This window comes from Paenibacillus sp. JCM 10914, from assembly GCF_001315105.1.
In the GTDB taxonomy this organism is placed as follows: domain Bacteria; phylum Bacillota; class Bacilli; order Paenibacillales; family Paenibacillaceae; genus Paenibacillus_AQ.
This window is the reverse complement of sequence record NZ_BAZR01000001.1, coordinates 354059-376282: the sequence shown is the minus strand read 5'-3', so window position 1 is coordinate 376282 and position 22224 is coordinate 354059. Positions and strand designations below refer to the sequence as shown.

General features: G+C 49.3%; 15 protein-coding genes, 4 pseudogenes and 1 other annotated feature (1 of these 20 running past the window's edge). Of the genes and pseudogenes, 7 read left to right on the top strand and 12 right to left on the bottom strand.

Features of this window, described 5'->3' with window-relative positions; genetic code table 11:
• Window positions 1-160, bottom strand: a binding site (T-box leader) (it extends 99 nt beyond the left edge of the window).
• 145 nt (window positions 161-305) lie between these two features.
• A pseudogene (locus tag JCM10914_RS01715) lies at window positions 306-3415 on the top strand (transglycosylase domain-containing protein).
• Between the two features lie 207 nt (window positions 3416-3622).
• On the opposite strand, the pseudogene acsA reads toward JCM10914_RS01715, so the two are convergent.
• Window positions 3623-5346 (bottom strand): annotated as a pseudogene (acsA, locus tag JCM10914_RS01710) (acetate--CoA ligase).
• 285 nt (window positions 5347-5631) lie between these two features.
• Here acsA and JCM10914_RS01705 point away from each other — a divergent pair.
• The gene (locus JCM10914_RS01705; RefSeq protein ID WP_023956659.1) at window positions 5632-6264 is read left to right on the top strand and encodes a GNAT family N-acetyltransferase; all 633 of its coding nucleotides are present in this window, start codon (window positions 5632-5634) and stop codon (window positions 6262-6264) included.
• A gap of 498 nt (window positions 6265-6762) precedes the next feature.
• Here the strand turns inward: JCM10914_RS01705 and JCM10914_RS01700 are convergent, their stop codons facing one another.
• The 3 genes and pseudogenes from JCM10914_RS01700 to JCM10914_RS01690 all read right to left on the bottom strand — a co-directional run bounded on the left by JCM10914_RS01700 (window position 6763) and on the right by JCM10914_RS01690 (window position 9342).
• Window positions 6763-7497 (bottom strand): 5'-methylthioadenosine/adenosylhomocysteine nucleosidase, encoded by a 735-nt coding sequence (locus JCM10914_RS01700; protein WP_023956657.1) that lies wholly within the window; start codon window positions 7495-7497, stop codon window positions 6763-6765.
• 82 nt (window positions 7498-7579) lie between these two features.
• A pseudogene (gene ccpA, locus JCM10914_RS01695) lies at window positions 7580-8588 on the bottom strand (catabolite control protein A).
• A gap of 298 nt (window positions 8589-8886) precedes the next feature.
• Window positions 8887-9342, bottom strand: coding sequence for a hypothetical protein (locus JCM10914_RS01690; RefSeq protein ID WP_036716870.1), 456 nt, complete (start codon window positions 9340-9342; stop codon window positions 8887-8889).
• A gap of 217 nt (window positions 9343-9559) precedes the next feature.
• On the opposite strand from JCM10914_RS01690, the gene JCM10914_RS01685 reads away from it, so the two are divergent.
• Entirely contained in the window at window positions 9560-10087 is a 528-nt protein-coding gene (locus tag JCM10914_RS01685) for a type 1 glutamine amidotransferase domain-containing protein (protein ID WP_023956648.1), read from the top strand.
• A 75-nt stretch (window positions 10088-10162) separates the two neighbouring features.
• Here the strand turns inward: JCM10914_RS01685 and ptsP are convergent, their stop codons facing one another.
• The 4 genes and pseudogenes from ptsP to aroA all read right to left on the bottom strand — a co-directional run bounded on the left by ptsP (window position 10163) and on the right by aroA (window position 15771).
• A complete protein-coding gene (gene ptsP, locus JCM10914_RS01680; protein WP_023956646.1) occupies window positions 10163-11926 on the bottom strand; it encodes a phosphoenolpyruvate--protein phosphotransferase in 1764 nt (587 codons plus the stop codon).
• Window positions 11923-13805 (bottom strand): annotated as a pseudogene (locus JCM10914_RS01675) (glucose PTS transporter subunit IIA). The gene ptsP and the pseudogene JCM10914_RS01675 overlap by 4 nt, the downstream one beginning before the upstream one ends.
• A 193-nt stretch (window positions 13806-13998) precedes the next feature.
• Window positions 13999-14427, bottom strand: a complete 429-nt coding sequence (locus JCM10914_RS01670; RefSeq protein WP_023956640.1) for a CoA-binding protein — start codon at window positions 14425-14427, stop codon at window positions 13999-14001.
• Between the two features lie 51 nt (window positions 14428-14478).
• On the bottom strand, window positions 14479-15771 hold the full coding sequence (gene aroA / locus JCM10914_RS01665) for a 3-phosphoshikimate 1-carboxyvinyltransferase (RefSeq protein WP_023956638.1): 1293 nt from the start codon (window positions 15769-15771) through the stop codon (window positions 14479-14481).
• 134 nt (window positions 15772-15905) lie between these two features.
• Here aroA and JCM10914_RS01660 point away from each other — a divergent pair, with 134 nt between their 5' ends.
• On the top strand, window positions 15906-16214 hold the full coding sequence (locus JCM10914_RS01660; protein WP_023956636.1) for a rhodanese-like domain-containing protein: 309 nt from the start codon (window positions 15906-15908) through the stop codon (window positions 16212-16214).
• A 104-nt stretch (window positions 16215-16318) separates the two neighbouring features.
• Here JCM10914_RS01660 and JCM10914_RS01655 read toward each other — a convergent pair whose 3' ends face one another.
• Complete coding sequence (locus JCM10914_RS01655; RefSeq protein ID WP_269433817.1) at window positions 16319-16831, bottom strand: shikimate kinase; 513 nt, start codon at window positions 16829-16831, stop codon at window positions 16319-16321.
• A gap of 269 nt (window positions 16832-17100) precedes the next feature.
• Between JCM10914_RS01655 and JCM10914_RS01650 the strand changes: the two genes are divergently transcribed.
• A complete protein-coding gene (locus JCM10914_RS01650; RefSeq protein ID WP_023956632.1) occupies window positions 17101-17331 on the top strand; it encodes a hypothetical protein in 231 nt (76 codons plus the stop codon).
• A gap of 6 nt (window positions 17332-17337) precedes the next feature.
• Here JCM10914_RS01650 and gndA read toward each other — a convergent pair whose 3' ends face one another.
• Together gndA and JCM10914_RS01640 are read right to left on the bottom strand one after the other, a co-directional pair.
• Window positions 17338-18747, bottom strand: a complete 1410-nt coding sequence (gndA, locus tag JCM10914_RS01645) for an NADP-dependent phosphogluconate dehydrogenase (RefSeq protein ID WP_197286818.1) — start codon at window positions 18745-18747, stop codon at window positions 17338-17340.
• Window positions 18748-18944: 197 nt separating this feature from the next.
• Window positions 18945-19541, bottom strand: a complete 597-nt coding sequence (locus JCM10914_RS01640; RefSeq protein WP_023956629.1) for a hypothetical protein — start codon at window positions 19539-19541, stop codon at window positions 18945-18947.
• Between the two features lie 263 nt (window positions 19542-19804).
• Between JCM10914_RS01640 and JCM10914_RS01635 the strand changes: the two genes are divergently transcribed.
• Window positions 19805-20431, top strand: a complete 627-nt coding sequence (locus JCM10914_RS01635; protein WP_023956625.1) for a YktB family protein — start codon at window positions 19805-19807, stop codon at window positions 20429-20431.
• 77 nt (window positions 20432-20508) lie between these two features.
• On the opposite strand, the gene JCM10914_RS28730 is transcribed toward JCM10914_RS01635, so the two are convergent.
• Window positions 20509-20649: a hypothetical protein gene (locus JCM10914_RS28730; RefSeq protein ID WP_156332299.1), complete on the bottom strand. Its 141-nt coding sequence runs from the start codon at window positions 20647-20649 to the stop codon at window positions 20509-20511.
• A 71-nt stretch (window positions 20650-20720) separates the two neighbouring features.
• Between JCM10914_RS28730 and JCM10914_RS01630 the strand changes: the two genes are divergently transcribed.
• The gene (locus JCM10914_RS01630) at window positions 20721-22196 is read left to right on the top strand and encodes an aminotransferase class I/II-fold pyridoxal phosphate-dependent enzyme (RefSeq protein WP_023956623.1); all 1476 of its coding nucleotides are present in this window, start codon (window positions 20721-20723) and stop codon (window positions 22194-22196) included.
• Window positions 22197-22224 lie beyond the last annotated feature (28 nt).

Below are 22224 nucleotides of genomic sequence, written 5' to 3'. Positions count from 1 at the left end.
CGGAACCGGACTACTCCAGCAGCTATAAATGGCATAGCTCTAATTTCCTCCAGTCAGCTCAGGACGGTAATTCAAAGGGGATCATTATCGGTTCGCACCACCCACCGACTCTCTGGAAATGAAAGTTCCACCTTCTACTGATATCCTTCAACGCTTTTTGCCGATTTGAAATTTGCATTATTTATAACATACGTTCCCTAAAAAAGTCAATCTTCCTCAAAAAAGGACAACCTATATAAGCGTACATGATTCAAAACCTTCGATTTATGCTATAATAGGTGCGTTAAAAGGAGGAGTAAACATTCATGGTTGAGGAGAAAAAACAGGAGCCTAAGAAGCAGAAAAAACCGCGTCGCAAACGGTCCTTTCTGCGGATTATGGGATCCATCATCGGATGGCTCTTTGTGATAGGTCTAATGGGTGTGTTGTTCGCTGGAGGCGCTGTAGCTGGCTACGTCACCTCAATTGTGGAAGATGAGCCTGTGAGATCCAGAGCACTCATCGAAAACACAATGAATGATAATGCCATTACGGGCTTCGCCTACTTCAGGGATGGCTCGCCGATCGGCCAGCTGCGAACCGAAGAGGACCGACGGCCGGTAGAATCCAAAGAAATCCCTAAACTCATCAGGGATGCTGTTATATCCATAGAAGACAATCGGTTTGAAACACATAAGGGCGTTGACATTAAGGGTACCGCACGTGCCGTTAAGGAACGGGTGTTGAATGAGCCGGTACAGACGGGCGGCAGTACACTGACACAACAACTGGCCAGATTGACCTTTTTGAGTCGCGATAAGACCGACAATCGTAAAGTAAAAGAAATGCTGCTCGCCATGCGGATGGAGCGGTTTCTAAGCAAGGAACAAATATTGACCGCCTACCTGAATAAAGTTCCTTACGGCAACGGCTCCAGCGGATATCAATTATTCGGGATAAAAGCCGCTGCTAAAGGCATATTTAATATTAACAATCTGAATGATCTCAACATCGCTCAAGCGGCATATCTTGCCGGTCTTCCGCAATTGCCTTCATCTTATTCGGCCTTTAACGGGCAAGGACAATTCAATGAGGAGGCGTTCAATCGAGCTATTAATCGCCAGCACCGCGTGCTTACTGCCATGCTCGACGAGGGGAAGATTAGCCAGGCTGAACATGATGAAGCCAAAGCCTTCGATCTTAAATCTTCACTTGCGCCACGTACGCAGAAGGCTTATGTTACTTACCCGTACCTCATGATGGAAGTCGAACGTCAGGCATCGAATATCCTGATGCAATTAAGCGAGGAAGCCGAACAAGGTAAGCAACAAGCAGCATCGGAGCTCACGGAAGATTCTGCCTCGCAGCTAAGCACGGGCGGTTACCGTGTCTATACCACGATAGATCGCACCGTCTACCGCTCGATGCGATCCATCGCAGAGGATGACTCTATTTTCAATCCCGATAGTGAATCCAAGGGCAAAGAACAAACGGCCGCCATGATGATCGACAATAAGACCGGGGCAATCCTCGGCATGATCGAGGGCCGTGATTTTAAATATGAGCAGATGAACTATGCCACACAAATGAAACGACAACCTGGATCCGCCATGAAGCCAATCGCAGCGTACTTACCGGCGATGGATTCCGGTGCGATTCAACCGGCTAGCGTCGTCGATGATGCACCGATTATTCTGAAGGACTATCAGAAAGGCTTCCACATCCCTAAGAACTCTTATTCGGGCTACAAGGGACTGATGACGGCGCGTGAAGCATTGAATCGCTCGACGAACACCGTCGCTTTGAAGCTGTTCAACAACAATGTCGGCATTGAGAGTGCCTGGGAATTCTCCAAGAAGCTGGGCATCACGACACTTGAAGAAGGCGACTATAACGCAGCAACTGGTGTGCTTGGGGGCCTCTCTCACGGAGTTACTGTCGAGGAGCTTACGAATGCCTACAGTGCCATCGGTAACCAGGGTAAGTTCGCAGATGCGTTCATGATCGAGAAGATCGTCGATTCCAAAGGCAACATCGTATACAAGCACGAGATCAAGCCTGAGCAAGTATTCTCGGAGCAAACCGCATATCTCATGACCGACATGCTCCGCACCGTTATTACGAACGGAACGGGCAGCACGGTACGTGATCGATATAACAAGATGGGCGACATTCCAATTGTGGGTAAAACGGGTACAACCCAGAACTACGGGGATGTGTGGTTCATGGGTTATTCTCCAGACGTTACACTTGGCGTATGGGTAGGTTACAAGCAAATGATCCACACACTCGAAGGTGATCAGCGCAAGCATGCGCAGAGCATATGGGCCAGAATCATGAACGAGATCACGGACGTGAAGCCTGAACTGTTCCCGACGAAGACGTTTGAGAAGCCCGAAGGCATTACTTCCAAGACCGTCTCGGCCTACAGTGGCAAAATACCGACTGGCTTGACGGACAAATTCGTCACCGATATATTTAACGCCAAGTTTGTACCGACTGAAAGCGATGACGCATCGCGAAAGCCAAGTATATTACTTATCGAGGCGTCAATTATATCCCACATGAATCAACGCCGCTGGATATGTTAAGGGAACAGATCGTAATCAAGCGTGAGAAACCACTTGATGAACTGATTCTGGAGCTTGAGGAAGCGCTGAAAGTCATGAAGGGCGACAAGATGCCACTGGCTGCATATCTGCCGCAGGATGCCAAGCAAGGAATGCCAAGCAAACTGGATCCAAGAACAGACGATGGCAGAGCACCAACATCACCGAAGAACGTGCATTATTCGATTGGCAGTGGATCGCTCAGCTTTAACGCCAGCGGTTCCCCGGATGTCGTTGGGTACCGACTCTTCAAATCCGTTAATGGCAACCCTTATCAACATCATGGTCAAGTCCTTCTTGTTGACGATAACCTCGTCTTTACCGGACTTGGCGCAGACAGCCTGTTCACCTCCTACTACGTTGTAGCCGTGGATGTTGCGGGTAATACATCTGAACCTAGCGCTATTGTAGGAAGCGGAGCACCAGGCTTTCCAATGCCAGGAGACAATGGAGAGCTGCCAGACGATAGCGGTGAACCTGAAGATGGTCTGGGTGAATTACCTGGAGTCGATACCGATCCCGAAGTCGGTCTTGGACAGGAAGAGGTAACAGCCGTACCAACAGCGCCTAGCCAACCGACACTAGCTGCCACAGCTGAAGGCTTCCGGGCAAGCTGGAACGGCAATTCGCCAGCAGAGGAAGTCATGATCTACAATATCTACATCAGTCCGAATAATGATGGTAACTTCCAGCTCATCGGATCGAGTCGTAGCACCGAATTTTATTACACCACGGGTAACCCCATTAGCGGTACGTTCCGTATTACAGCCGTTAATGCGATAGGCGAATCCCCTGCATCACCAACGACTTACTTCGAGAAGAACTAAATGAAAGCGCCCGTTCCTTGTCACAGATCATGATCTGAGACAGGAACGGGCGCTTTGTTCTACCTTGCATATAAACATAAACAGCTAGTCGATGATGATGGTATCCTACCAACAATCTCGAGTATTCAGTAAATTTAATAAGGTCACAGGCCAAACTCTGATCGAGTCTGTCTGTGACCTTATTAAAGATTATGAGTAAATAACGGACTAATCCTCGATGGTGGATAGATCGCCGGTTGGAAGATCCAGCTCCCACGCTTTCAGCACGCGGCGCATGATTTTACCCGAGCGTGTCTTAGGCAGCTTATCCTTAAACTCAATTTCACGAGGCGCGGCATGTCAGATAACCCTTCCTTCACAAAGCGATAAATTTCATCCTTTAGCTCCTGAGAAGGTGTGTAGCCTTCGCGCAACGATATGAAAGCCTTAATGATCTCGCCTCTCGTTACATCCGGTTTACCGATGACGCCTGCTTCAGCAACAGCTGGGTGCTCCACGAGCTTGCTCTCAACCTCAAACGGTCCGATCCGCTCACCTGATGAGTTAATGACATCATCGATACGGCCCTGGAACCAGAAATAACCTTCCTCGTCCATATATGCAGAGTCACCTGACATGTACCAGCCCGGAATACGGAAGTATTCCTCATACTTCGCTTCGTTATTCCAGATCCCGCGCATCATCGATGGCCAAGGTGTCTTAATCGCCAAGTTGCCCATCGTATATGGAGCGACCTCGCGACCTTGATCGTCCAATATCGCAGCGGTAATGCCTGGCAACGGACGACCCATGGAGCCTGGCTTGATTGCCATGCCCGGATAGTTGCAGATCAACTGCCCACCCGTCTCGGTCATCCACCATGTATCGTGAATACGCTGTTTGTATGCCTTATGTCCCCATCGTACTACCTCAGGGTTAAGTGGCTCGCCCACAGATAACACGTGGCGTACATGGCTCAAATCAAACTGATCAATCAGTTCCGAACCGGCCCCCATCAGCATGCGGAATGCCGTTGGCGCACTGTACCATACGGTAACCTTGTTATTGACAAGCGTGCTGTACCAATCCTGCGGACTGAAACGGCCGCCGCGAATAACGTTCGTTACTCCATTAAGCCATGGTGCAAATATGCCATACGACGTACCCGTCACCCAGCCAGGGTCTGCTGTACACCAATAGATATCGTCTTCCCTTAAATCCAATACAACCTTACCGGTATAATAATGCTGAATCATGGCGTTCTGTACATGATATACACCCTTTGGCTTACCTGTAGAACCCGAAGTATAGTGCATAATCAGACCGTCTTCCCGTTCCAGCCATTCGATCTCTAAATCATTCGAGGCAGTTTCCATTTCTTTGAAATAATCTACCAATTGCGGATCTTCCTGCTCAAGCTCTCCGACAACGAAAATATGCTTGAGTTCAGGCAGTTCGTCACGCTTAACGCGAGGCAGAAGTGCAGGTGTCGTTATCAAAGCGACAGCACCGCTATCCTCCAGACGATCCTTGACCGCAGTTTCCATAAATGCTTCAAACAATGGACCGACAACGGCTCCAACCTTGAGTGTTCCCAGCAGTCCTGCATAAAGCTCAGGCCCCCGAGGCATAAAAATAAAGACTCGATCCCCTTTGCCGACGCCATACTTTCGAAGTACGTTGCCGAATTTATCGGATTGCTCTTTCAACTCGGCATAAGTAAGCGATTCTTCCCGGTTTGCATCACTGTACAAGAGAGCCACTTTATCTCCCCGACCCTCTGCTACGTGCCGGTCGATGGCTTCATAAGCCATGTTCACTTTCCCTGTCTCATACCATGTAAAATGCTTCTCAATATCCTCCCATGAGAACTCGGAGCGTGCCTGCTCGTAATTGCTCAGATTGGAGCGAGAAACTTCACTTGGCAATATTTCGCTATGCGTTTGATTCATGATAACATCCTCCTCATTCTCAAATCGGTCTACTATTTGTGGACAGCGCTTACAAAATGATTGAATGAAACGTACCATTTTACACATTGCGGTGGGTTATCACGAACGTTACAGTCACCGAGTATTTAACCCTATGGATTCGCAAGGAAACATATCGTTTAAGTCACAATTGTGAAGGTTTTATGTCGAAACGATTATATCATAGCTCTGGATTGCCTGTCATTGCTTTTCATTTTTTTATTTTTTTGCTATAAGTAGGGTATGGACTTGAAAGGAGCGTAACGGATGGAACACTGCAAGGTATACCAGTCTCATGTTTTGTTCCCTGAATACCGCCGCCTGAACATCGAAGGACCTGTACCTCCCGAACAACTATCCAAACTCACCATGCATCCAGATCTGAAGGCGTTTCGCAGACCTAGCGAGCAGCATGAAGCCTTGGTGGAAATTGCAGGCCTGCCTGAAGGCAGAATTATTATCGTGCGTGACCGCGAGACGATTGTGGGCTACGTTACATTTCACTACCCTGACGAGCAGGAACGCTGGTCGGAAGGGAATATGGAAGATTTGATTGAGCTCGGTGCGATTGAAGTCGCCACGGATTACCGTTCGCTCGGACTTGGACAACGTATGATCAAGACCGCTTTTGAGTTTGAGCAGATGGAGAATTATATCGTTTTTACAACCGAATACTACTGGCACTGGGACCTGAAAGGCAGCGGCTTGAACGTATGGGATTATCGCAAAATGATGGAGCGGCTGATGAAGGTGGTAGACATGGAATGGTATGCTACCGATGATCCGGAGATCTGCTCACATCCAGCAAACTGTCTCATGGTGCGAATCGGCCGCCAGGTACCGCTCTCCTCCCAGGAGCAGTTCGACCGCCTCCGCTTCCGGCAGCGGTTTATGTATTAATAGATTTCCAGTAATCAATGGGGTTGTCCCAACAGATCTTTAATCTTGCCAGACAGCCCCTTTTTCTCGTGGTTAATCAGACTCTTCGCGTGCGAAGCGTCGGGGTAACCCCGATAGATCACTGTTAAAAGAAATTCCTGCAAATGTGCAGGAATTAGTGAGCCTAAAAGGCGATATTTACTAAAAGCCTGCAAATGTGCTGGCTTTTAGTACAAGTCAAGGCAAGTTGGACGAACGGGTGATTAAAACCTGCATATATGCATCTTTTACCGCTGAAAGGATGGGTTTCGATGAAAAAACCTGCATATACGCATCCTTTTTACGCATCACGGACAAGTTTTGCGGAATGGGTCGAGTAGGAAAGCGTACTGGGAACCGAAAATTACGTTGATTCCTGCTCCGAGCCAGAGTGAAGACGAAAAACAAGAGGGTGTCCCCCAAACCACCAGGGCCAATATGCTATGGTTTAGTTGGGGACACCCTCATTTGTGCACATTTTTAAAGCTTGCTTACCATGTAATTCACGATTTCATACGAGCGTTTAGATGCCTTTACCGTAAATTCCGGAAAGTTCACATGCGCCGATCCGTCCGCTTTATCGGACATCGATCGGATCACCACGTACGGCACCTGATTCATGTAGCAGACCTGAGCGACCGCGGAACCTTCCATCTCCGCACATACACCGTCCAGCTCTTCAAACAACGTCGTAACCGTCTCCCGGCTTGCTATGAATTGATCACCGGATAACACTCTGCCCACAAGGTAGCGTTCCACCGACTGTGCCGTGCACGCCTCTTCAGCAAGCTGAACCAATGAGGGTTGCGCTGGAAAATCCGAGACCGCCTGATAAGGAATCATGCCGCGGGAGAACCCGAGCGGTGTCACATCCATATCGTGCTGCATGCAAGAGGAGGAGATAACGATGTCCCCAATGTTCAGCTCCGGATGCAGCGCACCGGCCACACCAGTAAACAATATTTCGGTAACGCCGTAAGTATCAATCAATACCTGGGTCGTGACGGCAGCATTCACCTTGCCTACTCCGCTCTTGCATACTACGACGGGCTTGCCGTGAATCAATCCCGAAGCATAGGTAACCCCAGCTTTTACCGAAATCTCCTTGTTCTCCAGTTGATCCAGTAACAGCTTGACCTCTTCATCCATTGCCCCAATTAGACCGATCCTCTGTGTTGTCAATTGAATTCCCCCTAGTCCATCATATGCTCCCATATTCTCACCAGAAAAAAAGCCCCTAGAAAACAGGAGCTTTCATCGTCATATGGCGTCACACTCAGAAGCATTTCAATCCATCTTATTCGTTTACATGACTGACGGATAAGCGAAGGATCGTTTCATGTGGCAAAATAACGCGAGGATTGTCCACATTCTCCTTCTTCATCAGCTTGGTCAACAGACGCATAGCTACGGCTCCAAGATCATACATCGGCTGTGCGACCGTCGTCAGCTGAGGACGGACCATCGAAGCCATCCGGATATTATCCACACTGATAATCGAGAAATCATCAGGCACTTTATATCCTTCGTCCTGGATGCTATGAATGGCGCCAATCGCCATCTCATCGGTTGCTGCAAAGATCGCCGTCGGCTTCTTCTTCAGTCCAAGGAAATACTTCATCGCTTCGACACCGGACTCATACCGGTAGTTGCCGATTCGCACCAGATCTTCTTGATACTCGATACCCGCAGCCTCCAACGCCTTCTTGTACCTTGGAATCGGGCATAACCGTTAGCAGGATCCTGCAACGTACCGCTGATCATCGCAATTTCGCGATGTCCATGTCGAACTAGAGTGCTTACAGCGTCGTAAGCCGCTTGTTCATGATCAATGTCTACGGAAGGGTATGACCCCTTCTCATCCCGAGTCGCACACAGAACGATCGGCACTGCGGAAGTCTGGAACGCCTGGATATGCTCGTCCGTTACCGTTCCGCCCATGAACAATAGACCATCCACTTGCTTCTCAAGCAACGTATTGATGACACGGATCTCCTTCTCTTTCCGCTTGTCGGCATTACACAAGATTATATTATAGTGGTACATATTAGCGATATCCTCAATTCCGCGAGCAATCTCCGCAAAGATCGAGTTCGAAATATCAGGGATAACAACGCCGACGGTCGTTGTCTTCTTGCTGGCCAGACCTCTGGCTACCGCATTCGGACGATATCCTAAACGTTCAATCGCTTCGTATACTTTTTTCCGGGTTTGAGCTTAACGTTCGGGTTGTTGTTGACTACCCGGGACACTGTCGCCATGGAAACGCCTGCTTCGCGCGCAACATCGTAAATGGTTACCGTCAAATTCCTTCTCTCCATTGCCAATAGATTTTCATTCGATCAATACCAATTGAATTTATGATACGACAAATTACTGCTTAGTGCAATGACACGGCAAGACGTGCCGTTCACGTAAACATTCAGCACTTCGGTCGCAATATAGGAATGATGAAATCAAGAGAACCTGCAGATGCTCGTGTTAGTAATCAGTTTTGTCAACGCTGGAGCAGGATATACATTCCTATACTGTATTGAAGTCCTTATCTCCTATCCTAACAAAAAGTGCGTGAAAAATCCAACTGCCAAGAAAATTTTCTGAAAATCATCTCGCAAAATTGCTTGAATTTTCAGGAAGGACTGTTTTTAGTGTACTAACCTGCTCCAGCCTTCCTTCGATTTGCTTCATCCAATCCGCATCTTTCATCGTCTGAGCATACCGAAATAAGTCCAAAAGCATGTTGATTCGCTCATCAAAGGCTTCCTTACAGCGTACCTGAAAATCATCTGCTGATTCATCAGCGTATGTACGAAACACTTCCCGAAGCACATGAGCAGGCTCATTGACGTCTGCAAAAGAGACGCGAATCTTGCTCGACTCCTGGTCGCTAAGCGATGTCAGGTAACGAACCAGGTCCGCTTTAATCAGCGGCAACAGTTCATGTCGCTTGCAGTTCTGACAAGCATAGACAGGAACATGGCATATTCGGGTTCTTCTCTCATGAATCAGCTTCCGTAATTCCAACTTCATTCGTTGTCCGCAATTGCAGGTCTTCAACACAACGCCCACCTCAAATCCTGTTTCCATAATCTCGTACCTATCATTTGTCACAAATTTGTCAACTAAAATAGTTCTATTCGACTATCATACCAAAGAATCCTGCTAATTTGTGATGAAGCTTTATTTACCATAATAAATTCCCCTCTCTCCACTGACGTGAAGGTAGACTCTGTTTCTGATACAATAGTTGCAACTTAGTGCAAAGGAGCCGATCCAATTGAGACTTGCAGGAAAAAAGATAATCGCGCTAGTAGACGAGGAATTTGAGGATTTAGAGCTATGGTACCCAGTATATAGAGTACGAGAGGAGGGAGCTGAAGTTCACCTCGCCGGTTATGAGAAAGGAAAAACTTACATCGGCAAATACGGTGTCCCTGCCCAAGCTGAATACGCGTTCGATGAACTCGATAGTCAGGATTATGACGGTATTCTCGTACCCGGGGGTTGGGCGCCGGACAAGCTCCGCCGTTACGACAAGGTACTGCAGCTTATACAAGAAATGCATGCAGACCAGAAGCCGATCGGACAGATCTGTCATGCCGGCTGGGTGCTCATATCTGCCAAAATCCTGAATGGCGTTACCGTCACCTCTACACCAGGCATTCGCGATGACATGGAGAATGCAGGCGCGACCTGGAAAGATGAAGCAGTCGTCACCGATGGCCACATCATATCGGCGCGCCGTCCACCTGATCTGCCGCCGTATGGCCAAGCATTCTGTGATGCGCTCGCCAAGAAGAACTGAAGTTACTGACCACAAACAGCCGCTTATCTGCATGCGATGGATCGCAGGCAGATAAGCGGCTGTTGTCATGAAGAACTAAGACGCCGTGCTATCCGTACCGTTGTTGCCTTTGATATAACTGCTGCGTTCCGCAAAAGCGCTAAGCCGCTCCTCGACTGCAGAACTGGTGCGAAGCGTAAAGCAGGCGGCCGCTTCCTCTTTAGCTTCAACCGCGTTGGTGTTCAAGATCCGGTGCTTCACACGCAGCACCGATTGAGGTGACATGCTCAGATCATGTACGCCAAGCTGCAGCCATAGCGGAATCGCACGTTCATCTCCCGCCATTTCACCACAGACACTGACCGGTATCCCCGCCGCATGCGCGGCTTCGACAGTAGAACGAAGCATGCGCAACACCGCTGGATGAAACGGATGGTACATATGGGCAATTTGTTCATTCATCCGATCCACCGCCAGCACGTACTGCACGAGATCGTTCGTACCGATACTGAAGAAATCCGATTCCTCGGCTAACAGATCGGCAATCGTGACAGCAGCAGGTACCTCGATCATGATGCCTACCTGAATATGGGCGTCATAAGGGAGTCCGCGCTGCTCCATATCAGCCATCGCACGCCGCAATATCACATTAGCCTGCTTCACTTCCTCAACCGAGGAAATCATCGGATACATAATCTTAACGTTTCCATAAGCGCTTGCTCTTAGAATGGCGGTAAGCTGCGTCTGGAACAACTCAGTTCGATCTAGACTAATCCGGATCGCCCGATAGCCCAGGAAGGGGTTCTCCTCTTCCGGTAATGAGAAGTAATCAAGCTGCTTGTCGCCGCCGATATCAAGCGTTCGGATGACCACAGGTGCTTGGTCCGCGTTCTCTGCTACATATCTATATACTTCATACTGTTCATCCTCCGTCGGAAAATCATGACGATCCATATACAGGAATTCAGTACGGAACAACCCGACTCCCTGTGCCCCGTTTCGCAGCGCAATGTCAAGCTCCTTCACGGAGTTCAAATTGGCGGCCAGATTAAAGTACGTTCCGTCCTTCGTTACCGCTTCGACGGCCGCCAGAAGTTGCAGCTGCTCTTTCTTCTTGCGCTGTTGGTCTCGTATGCCTTCATATCGCTCCACAATGAGTGCTTCCGGTTCCAGATACACTAAGCCCTCATCGCCATCTACAATTAATAACTCGCCGGTCTGAATCGGCTTATCCAGTTTATTCTCAATGCCCGTTACGAGGGGGATTCCCAGCGCGCGTGCCATAATCGCCGAGTGAGAAGTCTTGCCTCCAGTCATCGTCAAGATGCCAAGAACGTGAGAAGGATTAAGATGAACAAGTTGCGAAGGCGACAGCTCTTTGGCTACCAGAATATACGGCTGTGTATCTGCTGGTAGCTTGACCTCCGGTGCGCCCAACAGATGCTTAAGCAGCCGGTTGCCGACATCCTTGATATCCAGCGCCCGCTCCTTCATATATTCGTCATCCAACAAGTCGAACATGGACACAAAATGATCGATCGCCTCTTTAACCGCTACCTCGGCGGCCTTATACTGCCGCTCAATGATGCCCTGTATTTCATTCATAAACACAGGATCCTCGAGTATAGCCAGATGGGCGTCGAATATCTGTGACTCTTCCGGCCCAACCATCTCTTTGAATTCGTTCTTGATAAACTCGATTTCGTTCTTGGAGGTTCGTATGCCTTCATATAAACGCTCGAACTCTCTGGCCAAATCGACAGCGTCCATCTGGGAGTCTGGTAAGTCCAGCTCCCAGTGCGGCAGTACGAAAGCCTTCCCGATAGCTATGCCTATTGCTGCGCCAATGCCTTGTATCATGATTCTCTACCCCCAGCATTACTCTCGTTTAATACGACGGACATGACAGATGACTGCCCTCTCTTTACGGACTTGAATGGAGCATAACTCCAGGACCTTACCTTATCAGGATTGGTGATGACCATCGGTGTGGCTAGCGATGCGGCATGTGTCTTTAGATACGCCAGATCAAACCTAACCAACAGTTGCCCCGGTTCAACGGTATCCCCTTCCTTCACGACAGCCGTAAACGGCCCCTTCAGCTGCGAAGTATCAATCCCGATATGGATCAACACCTCAAGCCCTTCCGGTGTCGATATCCCAATGGCGTGCATCGTTGGATAAATATGCATGACCGTGCCATACACCGGTGATACGAGCTCACCTTTTTCCGGAATGAACGCTACGCCGTTGCCTACCAGTTTGGCTGCAAAAATATCATCAGGCACCTCATCGATCGGGAGCATACGCCCCTGCACGGGAGCACTGAACAATACGCGCGGCAAATCCTGCTGCATCAGCTTGTTGATTTCCTCCCGGATCAGCTCGGAGTACGTGCCGAACACAACCTGTACATTACCGCCGCCCAGCTTAATGATCCCTGCCGATCCGAGCAATTTCAATGCATCCGAATCAATCTGGCGGTCTTCCTTGACCGTGAGTCGCAGACGCGTCATGCAAGACTGAACGAGCACGATATTTTCCTTGCCTCCAAGCGCCTCCAGAATAAGCGGAGCCTGATAAGGAATATCTCCCGCGCGCCCTTCCAGCGCCGAGCCTTCCTCGCGCCCGGGTGTCGGTATGCCAAACCTTCGAATGGCCCATCGGAACAGAAAGTAATACACAAGTCCGTATACGATTCCAATCGGTATGATCATCCAGGCATTCTGGGATAAATGATAGTTGAGCACGTAATCAATAAAGCCCGCCGAGTAGGAAAAACCGTGATGAATATTAAATGTATAGGTAAGCACCATGCGAATCCAGCCATGAGCGCGTGAAGAACATACAGATAAGGCGATGCAAACAAAAACGCAAACTCGATCTGCTCGGATACCCCCGTTAAGAAGCAGACGAGCGCAGAGCGCATAAACGTCTTCTTCACCTTCGGCTTCAAATCTTCCCGAGCCTCTTGAATGATGGCAAACGCAATCGCCGGCAAAGCAAACATCATAATCGGGAATAACCCGGCCATGAAGTCACCCGCAGTGGGGTCGCCGGCAAAGAATCGTGGCAAATCTCCCTGGACGATGGTACCGTCCTCGGTTTCATAAGAACCGAGCTGAAACCAATATAGGTTATTCAATAAATGGTGAAGTCCGAACGCAGTAAGTACCCGGTACAGAATACCGTACAAAAACAAACCGAAAGCGCCCATATGTACGGTCAACTCGTAGAACGAGTCCAAGCCACTCTGTACAAAAGGCGCCAGCCTCAGCATCATCCAGGCAAATATGGTGGAAAACAGCCCCATAAACAGCAGAACAAACCGGGAGCCACCAAAAAACTGGATCGCCTCCGGAAGTTTAATATGTTTAAAGCGGTTGTATACATATCCGGACATCACACCAAAAATGATTCCGATCAAGGTGGAAGGATGTATGCTGCCATCACCCACACGGGAAATGACCTGATCGTATATGAACATGCCCGCCAGTGCCGCGAGTCCAGCCGGGCCGCCCTGATTGGACAGCCCCCAGGCCACACCGATCGCGAATAGATAGGGCATATAATAGAATACGCCATGTCCGGCTGCTTGGGCGATCTCTCCTAAAGTACCCATCCCCCACGCCGACCATGGCAAACTGCCCACGCTAAGCAGGAGAGCTGCCGCAGGAAGCGCCATCGTAGGGAGCATAACCGCTCTGCCCAGTTGCTGTAATGATCCCAACCAATTCAAGGCGAGCCTCCTTTCTATCCTTGATGGTATATCTTGAGCCTGATTTTGTCAAAAGGATTAGCGCTGCTTCAACGAAAAACGGCAAGCTTCACGAATGGTGGATGACGAGGACTGGTGTACCAGTTCATCTTTCCTTCATTCACGAAACCTGCCGTATCATAACGCGCCTTATTGCCATCTGCGGGAGAACGGATTAACGTCCGCCTCCCAGGGCGATGGAATCTTCAACCTTGATGCAGCGGTCCATGATGGCGATCATGCCGCTTCGCTCCGCGATTGCAGCCGCCTCTTCGTTGACGATCCCTTGCTGAAGCCAGAGCACCTTCGCCCCGATATCGGCTGCTTCCTGTGCAATCTCTGCACAATGCTCGCTTCGTCTGAACACGTTCACGATCTGCACGGGTTCAGGTATATCCTTCAACGAGGAATAACACTTCTCCCCCAGAATATCCCCGGATACCACAGGGTTTACCGGAATAATCCGGTAGCCTCGCTGCTGCATGGCTGCTGCGACCATGTGCGAGGTACGATCTGGACGATCAGACAGACCGACGACGGCGATATTGCCCGCATTTCGCAAAATTTCCGCGATTTCCTCACGTGCTGGATTTTCAAATGCCATACTGAACCCCGCCTTTCAAACATTATAGTTGGCTAATGCACACGTATGCTTTTATTTTACCCACTCTACATCAGCGCCAAGCGCTGCCAGATGATCAAAGTATTGCGGGTACGACTTGGCTACGTGATGTGCATCTTGAATACGGATCGGTTGCGCAGACCGAAGTCCCACCACCGTCAGTGCCATGATGACACGATGATCATAATGGGCGTTGATCTCGACCCCGCCTTCAACGCCCTCTGGGCGGCCATGCACGATAATCTCAGCCTGTCGTTCCTCGACGTTAGCCCCTGCCTTACGTAGTTCGGTTAAATAATCCGTAATGCGGTCGCATTCCTTATAGCGGAGATTCTCGACATTGTAGAATCGCGACGTTCCGTTGGCAAATACAGCTGCCGCTACCATGGCCAGTACCGCGTCCGTAGCCGCATCGCCATCGAATTCAAGCGCCTTTAGCTTCCGATTCCCCTTCACCCGTACGTTCCCGTTCTCATGGGTGAGCGGAACTTCCATCATCCGAAGCACATCGATAATGGCTCGTTCCCCTTGCTTGCTATCCTCGGAGAGATTACGGATCGTAATATCGGATTCCGATACAGCGGCGGCGGCCAGTACGGCTGCCGAACCCGGATAATCTCCTTGCACGGTATACGTCTTGGCCTGGTAGGCTTGCCCTCCGGGAACACGGAAAAACATATAATCCTCCGCTGCTTCAATCACGATCCCTGCCTGTTCCAGCACCTCCAGCGTCTGTCCGATAACGACCTTTGACTTGAGGTCCCCGGTCACCGTTATTTCGCTGTCTTCAGCCAGTAGGGGCGTCAGGAATAGAAGCGCACTTAAATACTGCGAGCTAACTTCGCCGGAAACAGTCAGCTTTCCGCCCTTGGGACTGCCGCCGCGAATCGTAATCGGCAGCTTGCCTTGATTGTGTTCCACCGTTACGCCTAGCTGCCCCAGCGCCTCAATGAGATCATCGTGCGGGCGCTTGCCTAAAGATTCCGGATAGGTATTCACGAAAGTCACTTCCTCAGACAGCGCCGCTATTCCCATAAGGAAACGGAGCACGGCACCGGCATTCCCTACATTCAGTTCTTTTACATCGCGCGGCGAATTGCCAAAACCGGTAATAACCGCTTTCTCCTCATCTTCTTCGAGAACCGCGCCCAAATCCTGGATACAGCGTCTCATCGCGTCGCTATCTTCGCTATGTGCTGGGTAATAGATGGTGCTAGTGCCTTTCGCAAGCGCGGCCACCAGCAAATAACGAGTCGTATAGTTCTTCGAGGACAGCGCCCCGATCTCTCCATTCAATGTAGGCGTTGGTCTGACGATTACATCCATTGTATGTATCTCTCCTTCATGATATAAGATGCGAAAGTTAGCCCCCATTCATTACTTGCGGGAAATTGACAGGGAAAACTCCGCTTGGTTATCATAGTTGATATGAACTTGAATTATAGAAAAGAGGTCAATCTATGAAACCCGTTCCGCAATTAGAAACTTCTGAGCTTCGAAGCCGTCTTCAAAACGGCGAAAACATCTACATGATTGACGTCCGCGAGGATGATGAAGTAGCTACAGGCATGATTAGCGGTGCCAAGCACATTCCCATGGGTGAAATTCCGAACCGTCTCGATGAAATCCCCCGTAGCGAAGATGTTGTATTCATATGTCGCAGCGGCGGCCGCAGCCAGCACGTATGCGAGTTTCTGAATCACCAGGGATTAAACAATGTAATCAATATGAAGGGCGGCATGCTGCAGTGGCGAGAAGATGAAGCCTAGAAATGCAGCAGGCAAGCAAAAGGTGTGGGAGCAGCGATATCCCCCGCCTTTTTTTTATTATTATAGCCTGCACCTCGCTAGACTTCCCTCTATTCCTTGTTATCTTAGCCGCGGTAATGCGTTAAAATATGAGTCGCCACTTCGTCCGCAGAACGCCCCACCGTGTCTACGGTGACATCTGCGAATACGTACTTGTCCTTCCGCTCAGCCATGATGCGCTTTACCCTCTCTTCGAGATCCCCGGCAAGCAGCGGTCGATTCACATCGCCACGCACCCGCTCGATAATGCACTCCGCATCGGCAGCCAGGGCCACAACGAAGCCCGACTCCTTCATCGCACTGCAATTCTCATGTCGCAGTACCGCTCCACCTCCGGTAGCGATAACTACGCCTTCACGAAGCAATACGCTATGCAGAGTAGCGGTTTCAGCATCCCGGAAATAGGCTTCTCCGTCGGACTCAAACATGTCAGCTATCGTTCTGCTCTCCATTCTCTCAATCTCTGCGTCGAGATCTATCAATTCGAAGCCCAGTTCGTCAGCAACCAACCGGCCAACGGTAGACTTCCCCGTCCCCATCATCCCGATCAGAATGATGTTGCTATTCGTATTCTCCAAGGTCACACCCCTCTTGCTGCTCACTGTAAAGGTTGATCATATCATAACACAGGCCGAAATCACCCGGCAATGACTCTTAATCCGAGATTTAGGGGCTGGGAAGTCTATCTTGCGACATAGAGTCATATACTATGTACAAGAATACAAGATTCGAATAGAAAGGGGTGACTAACAGCCGTGTCATTCCATGATTCCGGATTCTCCTCCGCGCCCAGCCGCATCCGGCGAATAATAGACCCATCCTACCCCATATGCCGGGAGGATGTGATGTGGGTCCTGCATTTTGTGCACAAAAAGTGGCTTTGAATGATCCCGCGCTGCAGGATCTTTCAAAGCCACGTGTGTTGCTTAACTGGAGCAGCTACTGTGAGGCTGCGCTGCTATTGCTTGGCAGCGGCAACCATTTCCATACCAGAAATGACGACATTCGCAATTGTCTGCTGGCCGCCATGCATGGACTACCGGAACTGCAGGAAGCACTTAGGCGCACTCCGTCTTAAATGGCATTACTCCATCCAGTTGTAGTGGAACGTGCCTTCCTTGTCCACGCGTTTGAACGTGTGGGCACCGAAATAGTCGCGCTGTGCTTGCAACAGATTCGCAGGCAGGTTTGCCGTGCGGTAGCTGTCGTAGTATGCCAGGGCGCTGGAGAAGCCAGGAACCGGAATACCAAGCGAAACCGCCGAAGCAATAACCTTGCGCCATGCATCTTGATAAGACTCGATGATATCGGTGAAGAATGGATCCAGCAGCAGGTTCTTCAGCTCTGGGTTGTTCTCATACGCATCGGTAATGTTCTGAAGGAAACGGGAACGGATAATGCAGCCACCGCGCCAGATCTTAGCCAGGTTGCCGTATTGCAGATCCCATCCGTATTCATCGGATGCCACGCGAAGCTGCGCAAATCCTTGAGCATACGATACAATCTTGCTTGCAAACAACGCCTTGCGCACGTTCTCAATGAACTCTGCTTTGTCGCCATCGAATGCAGCTGTCTTTGGTCCGTTCAGAATTTTGCTTGCCGCTACGCGCTCGTCTTTCATCGCGGAGAGGAAACGGGAGAATACGGATTCCGTAATCATGGACAGAGGCACGCCCAGATCCAGGGAGCTCTGGCTTGTCCACTTCCCGGTTCCTTTTTGTCCAGCGGTATCGAGAATAACGTCAACCATCGGTTTGCCTGTCTCTTCATCATACTTGGAGAAGATATCGGCGGTAATCTCGATCAGATAGCTGTCCAGTTCGCCTTGGTTCCACTCCGTGAAGATTCCATGAAGATCCTTTGCATCCAGACCAAGTACGTCTTTCAGCAGTTGATAAGCTTCGCAAATAAGCTGCATATCCCCGTATTCGATTCCGTTATGAACCATCTTTACATAATGGCCGGCACCGTCTGGTCCGATATATGTACAGCAAGGCTCCTCGTTAATTTTAGCGGAAATGGCTGTCAGAATAGGTTCAACCAGTTTGTAGGCACTCTCTTGTCCACCCGGCATGATCGAAGGACCTTTCAGTGCGCCCTCTTCACCACCGGATACACCTGCACCGATGAAGTTAAACCCTTGCTCGGCCAATTCTTTGCTGCGGCGTTGTGTATCAGGGAAATAAGCATTGCCGCCATCAATAATAATATCGCCTTGGTCCAGATGCGGAATCAGTTGCTCAATCGTAGCATCGGTAGCTTGTCCAGCTTGAACCATGATCAGAATTTTACGCGGAGTTTCAAGAGATTCTACGAATTCTTCAATCGAGAAAGTCCCTTTAACTTGCTTGCCAGCAGTTTCCTTCAGCATATCTTCCGTTTTTTGCGGAGAGCGGTTATATACGGACACGGTGAAGCCTTTGCTTTCGATGTTCAGGGCCAGGTTCTTGCCCATTACTGCAAGGCCAATGACACCGATTTGTTGTTTTGACATCTGGTTCTCCATCCTTTGCTCCATTATATTTTTAAACCAGACCATCCCTATCCGAGATTGGTCTGCAATAATCTTATATTAACGGTTTTCATTTGAGAAGTGAACCCCTGCCCGAAAATCCGAACGCGCGCGAAAACACTCCTTCATCATCCGGAGTGTTATTCGTGCTATAAACGTTTATCTCATAGAGTTTAGAATTACCATTCCAGCCTCATCAGCTCCAAGGTGAGTTCCTTTAGTCTTTCCTTGCATGCCATAACTTTATCCTGATTCCCCGCCTGGATGGCTTCATGCAGCTTCTCCAGCTCATCATCGGTCTCCAGTCGGCACAAAAGCAAGCGCTGTTCGCCAACCTCAGACTCAAACAATCGGATCATTTCCTGTTCTGTCATAGGGGTACCCTTCTGGAACAACACCCTCTGGCGATATCCTGAAATTTCCACAAGCCGGATTACCTCACCAAACAATATATTCTCAATTAAGATTTGGCGGTCCTTGAATCTTTTGACAACGGCATGGCCCCGTGTATTCTCGATTAATTTCTCCATCCATTCGGCAAGCTTCGGATCACGGATCATATAATCCCCCACCAGCTTGAATCCACTGCCCGTACGCTGGAACTTCAGTTTGACCAGCTTGCGCCCTGTCCGGATCGAGATGACAAACTGCGTATCATTCTCACTCCAGTACAGTGAATATCCATCTTGGATCAATTCTTTGATTAGGTCCTGGATATGCCGGCGATCAAACCGGAGCTCCAGGTTGCAATACTCCACTTCCTCGCTCTTATTCACGGCACTCCCTCCTCCGGTTTACTACCGAACAGATGACGATGATGAAGCTTCCACCTTTGACAGCTTTGACGTTGTCTTATCTATATCTTATACTCCATCTTATGTAACGGTAACTTGGTTTATTGACTATTTTTAACCCATATGAAATTCACATGAAGCTTTTATGGGCAAAGGATAATGTCCAATCGCCTTATGGTATAATGAGGTATTCTTAGAGCGAAAACTAATGACAGATCTATATACTCAGGGAGGACATCCTATTCATGACGGCAGCAACTGGATTTACAGAACAAGATTTCGACGTATTCTCCGTTAATGGACTTGAAGCTCGCATGGAGGCATTGATTGACCGGGTTAGACCGAAGCTTACGGCACTTGGCGAGGAGATGGCGCCGTTCGTATCCGCGCTAGCGGGTGAAGAAATGTTCGTGCACGTGGCGAAGCATGCCCGGCGTACGGTGAATCCACCTATCGACACTTGGGTGGCATGGGCTGCAAATAAACGGGGTTATAAAGCGCTGCCTCATTTCGAGGTAGGTATGTTCGGGACCCATCTATTCGTGATCTTTGCCATTATATACGAGAGCCCTAATAAAACAGTATTTGCAAATCAATTGGAAGCCAAGCTGAAAAAGACAGCTAAAGCACTGCCGCCTAACTACTATTGGTCTACAGATCATATGAGTCCAGAAGGTACTCTCCACCGCGACATGAGTCATGAGGATTTTGCACAGTTGATCCAAAAGCTTAAGCAGGTAAAGAAGGCAGAAGTCATGTGTGGATTGCGTATTCCGCGCGAGGAAGCAATCCAGCTTAACGGGGAACAATTGGTTCAGAAGGTGGAAGAGACATTCGAGACCTTACTGCCGCTGTACAAGCTCTCATTCTGATTACCCTTTAATTTTAAGTCATGATCACAACCGTTTCATCAATTAGCACAACAAACCAAAGGTATTACCTGATCGCTTTAGAGCGCGCGGGCATGCCTTTGGTTTGTATTGGTTCTACCCCACTTCTGACTTCCCACTTGGGCCGCTGCACCAATAGCACCGGCATCCTCGCCCACCTCGATCAGGTTACGAAAAAAATGCAGGTAAGCCGCTTGCATTCCCCCCCTATTTTGCTATACTCAATTTTGGTTTAAATAAAATAGCATCAGGAAAGGTTGTGACAACATTCATGGACCATAGCCGTACACCGCTCTTCACCGCGCTGAAAGAACACGCGGCCAAAAATCCCGTGCAATTTCACATTCCGGGACATAAGAAGGGCCTCGGTACCGATACCGAATTTCGAGAATTTATCGGGGATAATGCCCTTTCTATAGATTTGATCAACATCGCTCCGCTGGATGACTTGCACCAGCCGACCGGTGTGATCGAAGAAGCACAGAAGCTTGCTGCCGATGCATTCGGGGCAGACCATACGTATTTCAGCGTTCAAGGCACAAGTGGTGCCATCATGACCATGATTATGACGGTATGCGCTCCGGGCGATAAGATTATCGTTCCCCGCAACGTCCATAAATCCATTTTGTCAGCCATTATCTATTCGGGTGCCAAGCCTGTATTTGTATCGCCTGCACAAGATGGAAACATTGGCATCGATCACGGCATTACCATCAGTTCCGTTCGTAAAGCTCTAAAGCGACACCCGGATGCCAAAGCCGTGCTCGTTATCAATCCTACCTATTTCGGTGTAAGTGCCAACTTAAAAGAAATCGTGGACCTGGCCCATAGCTACAACATCCCGGTACTTGTTGATGAAGCGCATGGCGTGTTGACCCATTTTCACGAGGACCTTCCCATGTCTGCGATGGATGCCGGTGCAGATATGGCTGCCACCAGCGTCCATAAACTCGGCGGATCGATGACTCAAAGCTCTGTCCTTAACGTAAACACCAAGAACGGATATATTAATCCGTACCGGGTTCAGACAACGATCAGTATGCTGACTACAACATCAACTTCCTATATACTGCTAGCGTCCTTGGATACATCACGTCGGAATCTGGCCTTGCACGGCCACGCGATGGCGGCAAGAACCATTGAGTTGGCACAATACGCCAGACAAGCAGTGAATGAAATTGAAGGACTATACAGCTTCGGTGAGGAGATTCTTGGCGGAGAGGCGACTTATTCCTATGATCCAACCAAACTGACGATTCATGTACGCCATCTCGGCATTACCGGTTACGAGACGGAGAATTGGCTCCGGGATCATTACAACATCGAAGTTGAGTTGAGCGATATGTACAATATTCTGTGCCTCATAACACCAGGAGATAATCGTGAGACGGTCGATATCCTCCTGACCGCTTTGCGCGAGATGTCCGGACAGTACATGAACAAAAACGAAATTAATGAACTCGTTGTCAAGACGCCAGAAATTCCGCAGCTCTCGCTTATTCCCAGAGATGCGTTCTATGGCGATACGGAAGTCGTTCCATTTAAAGAGTCGGCAGGACGAATTATCGCTGAATTCATTTATGTATACCCGCCGGGCATTCCGATCCTTCTCCCTGGTGAAGTGATTTCCCAGGAGAATATCGACTATATTATTGATCATGTGGAAGTCGGACTACCGGTTAAAGGTCCTGAGGATCGCAGCATTCAGAACGTGAAGGTTATCGTTGAGACCGATCCTATCTTCTAGAACGACAAAAAACCCCGATGCTCATAGG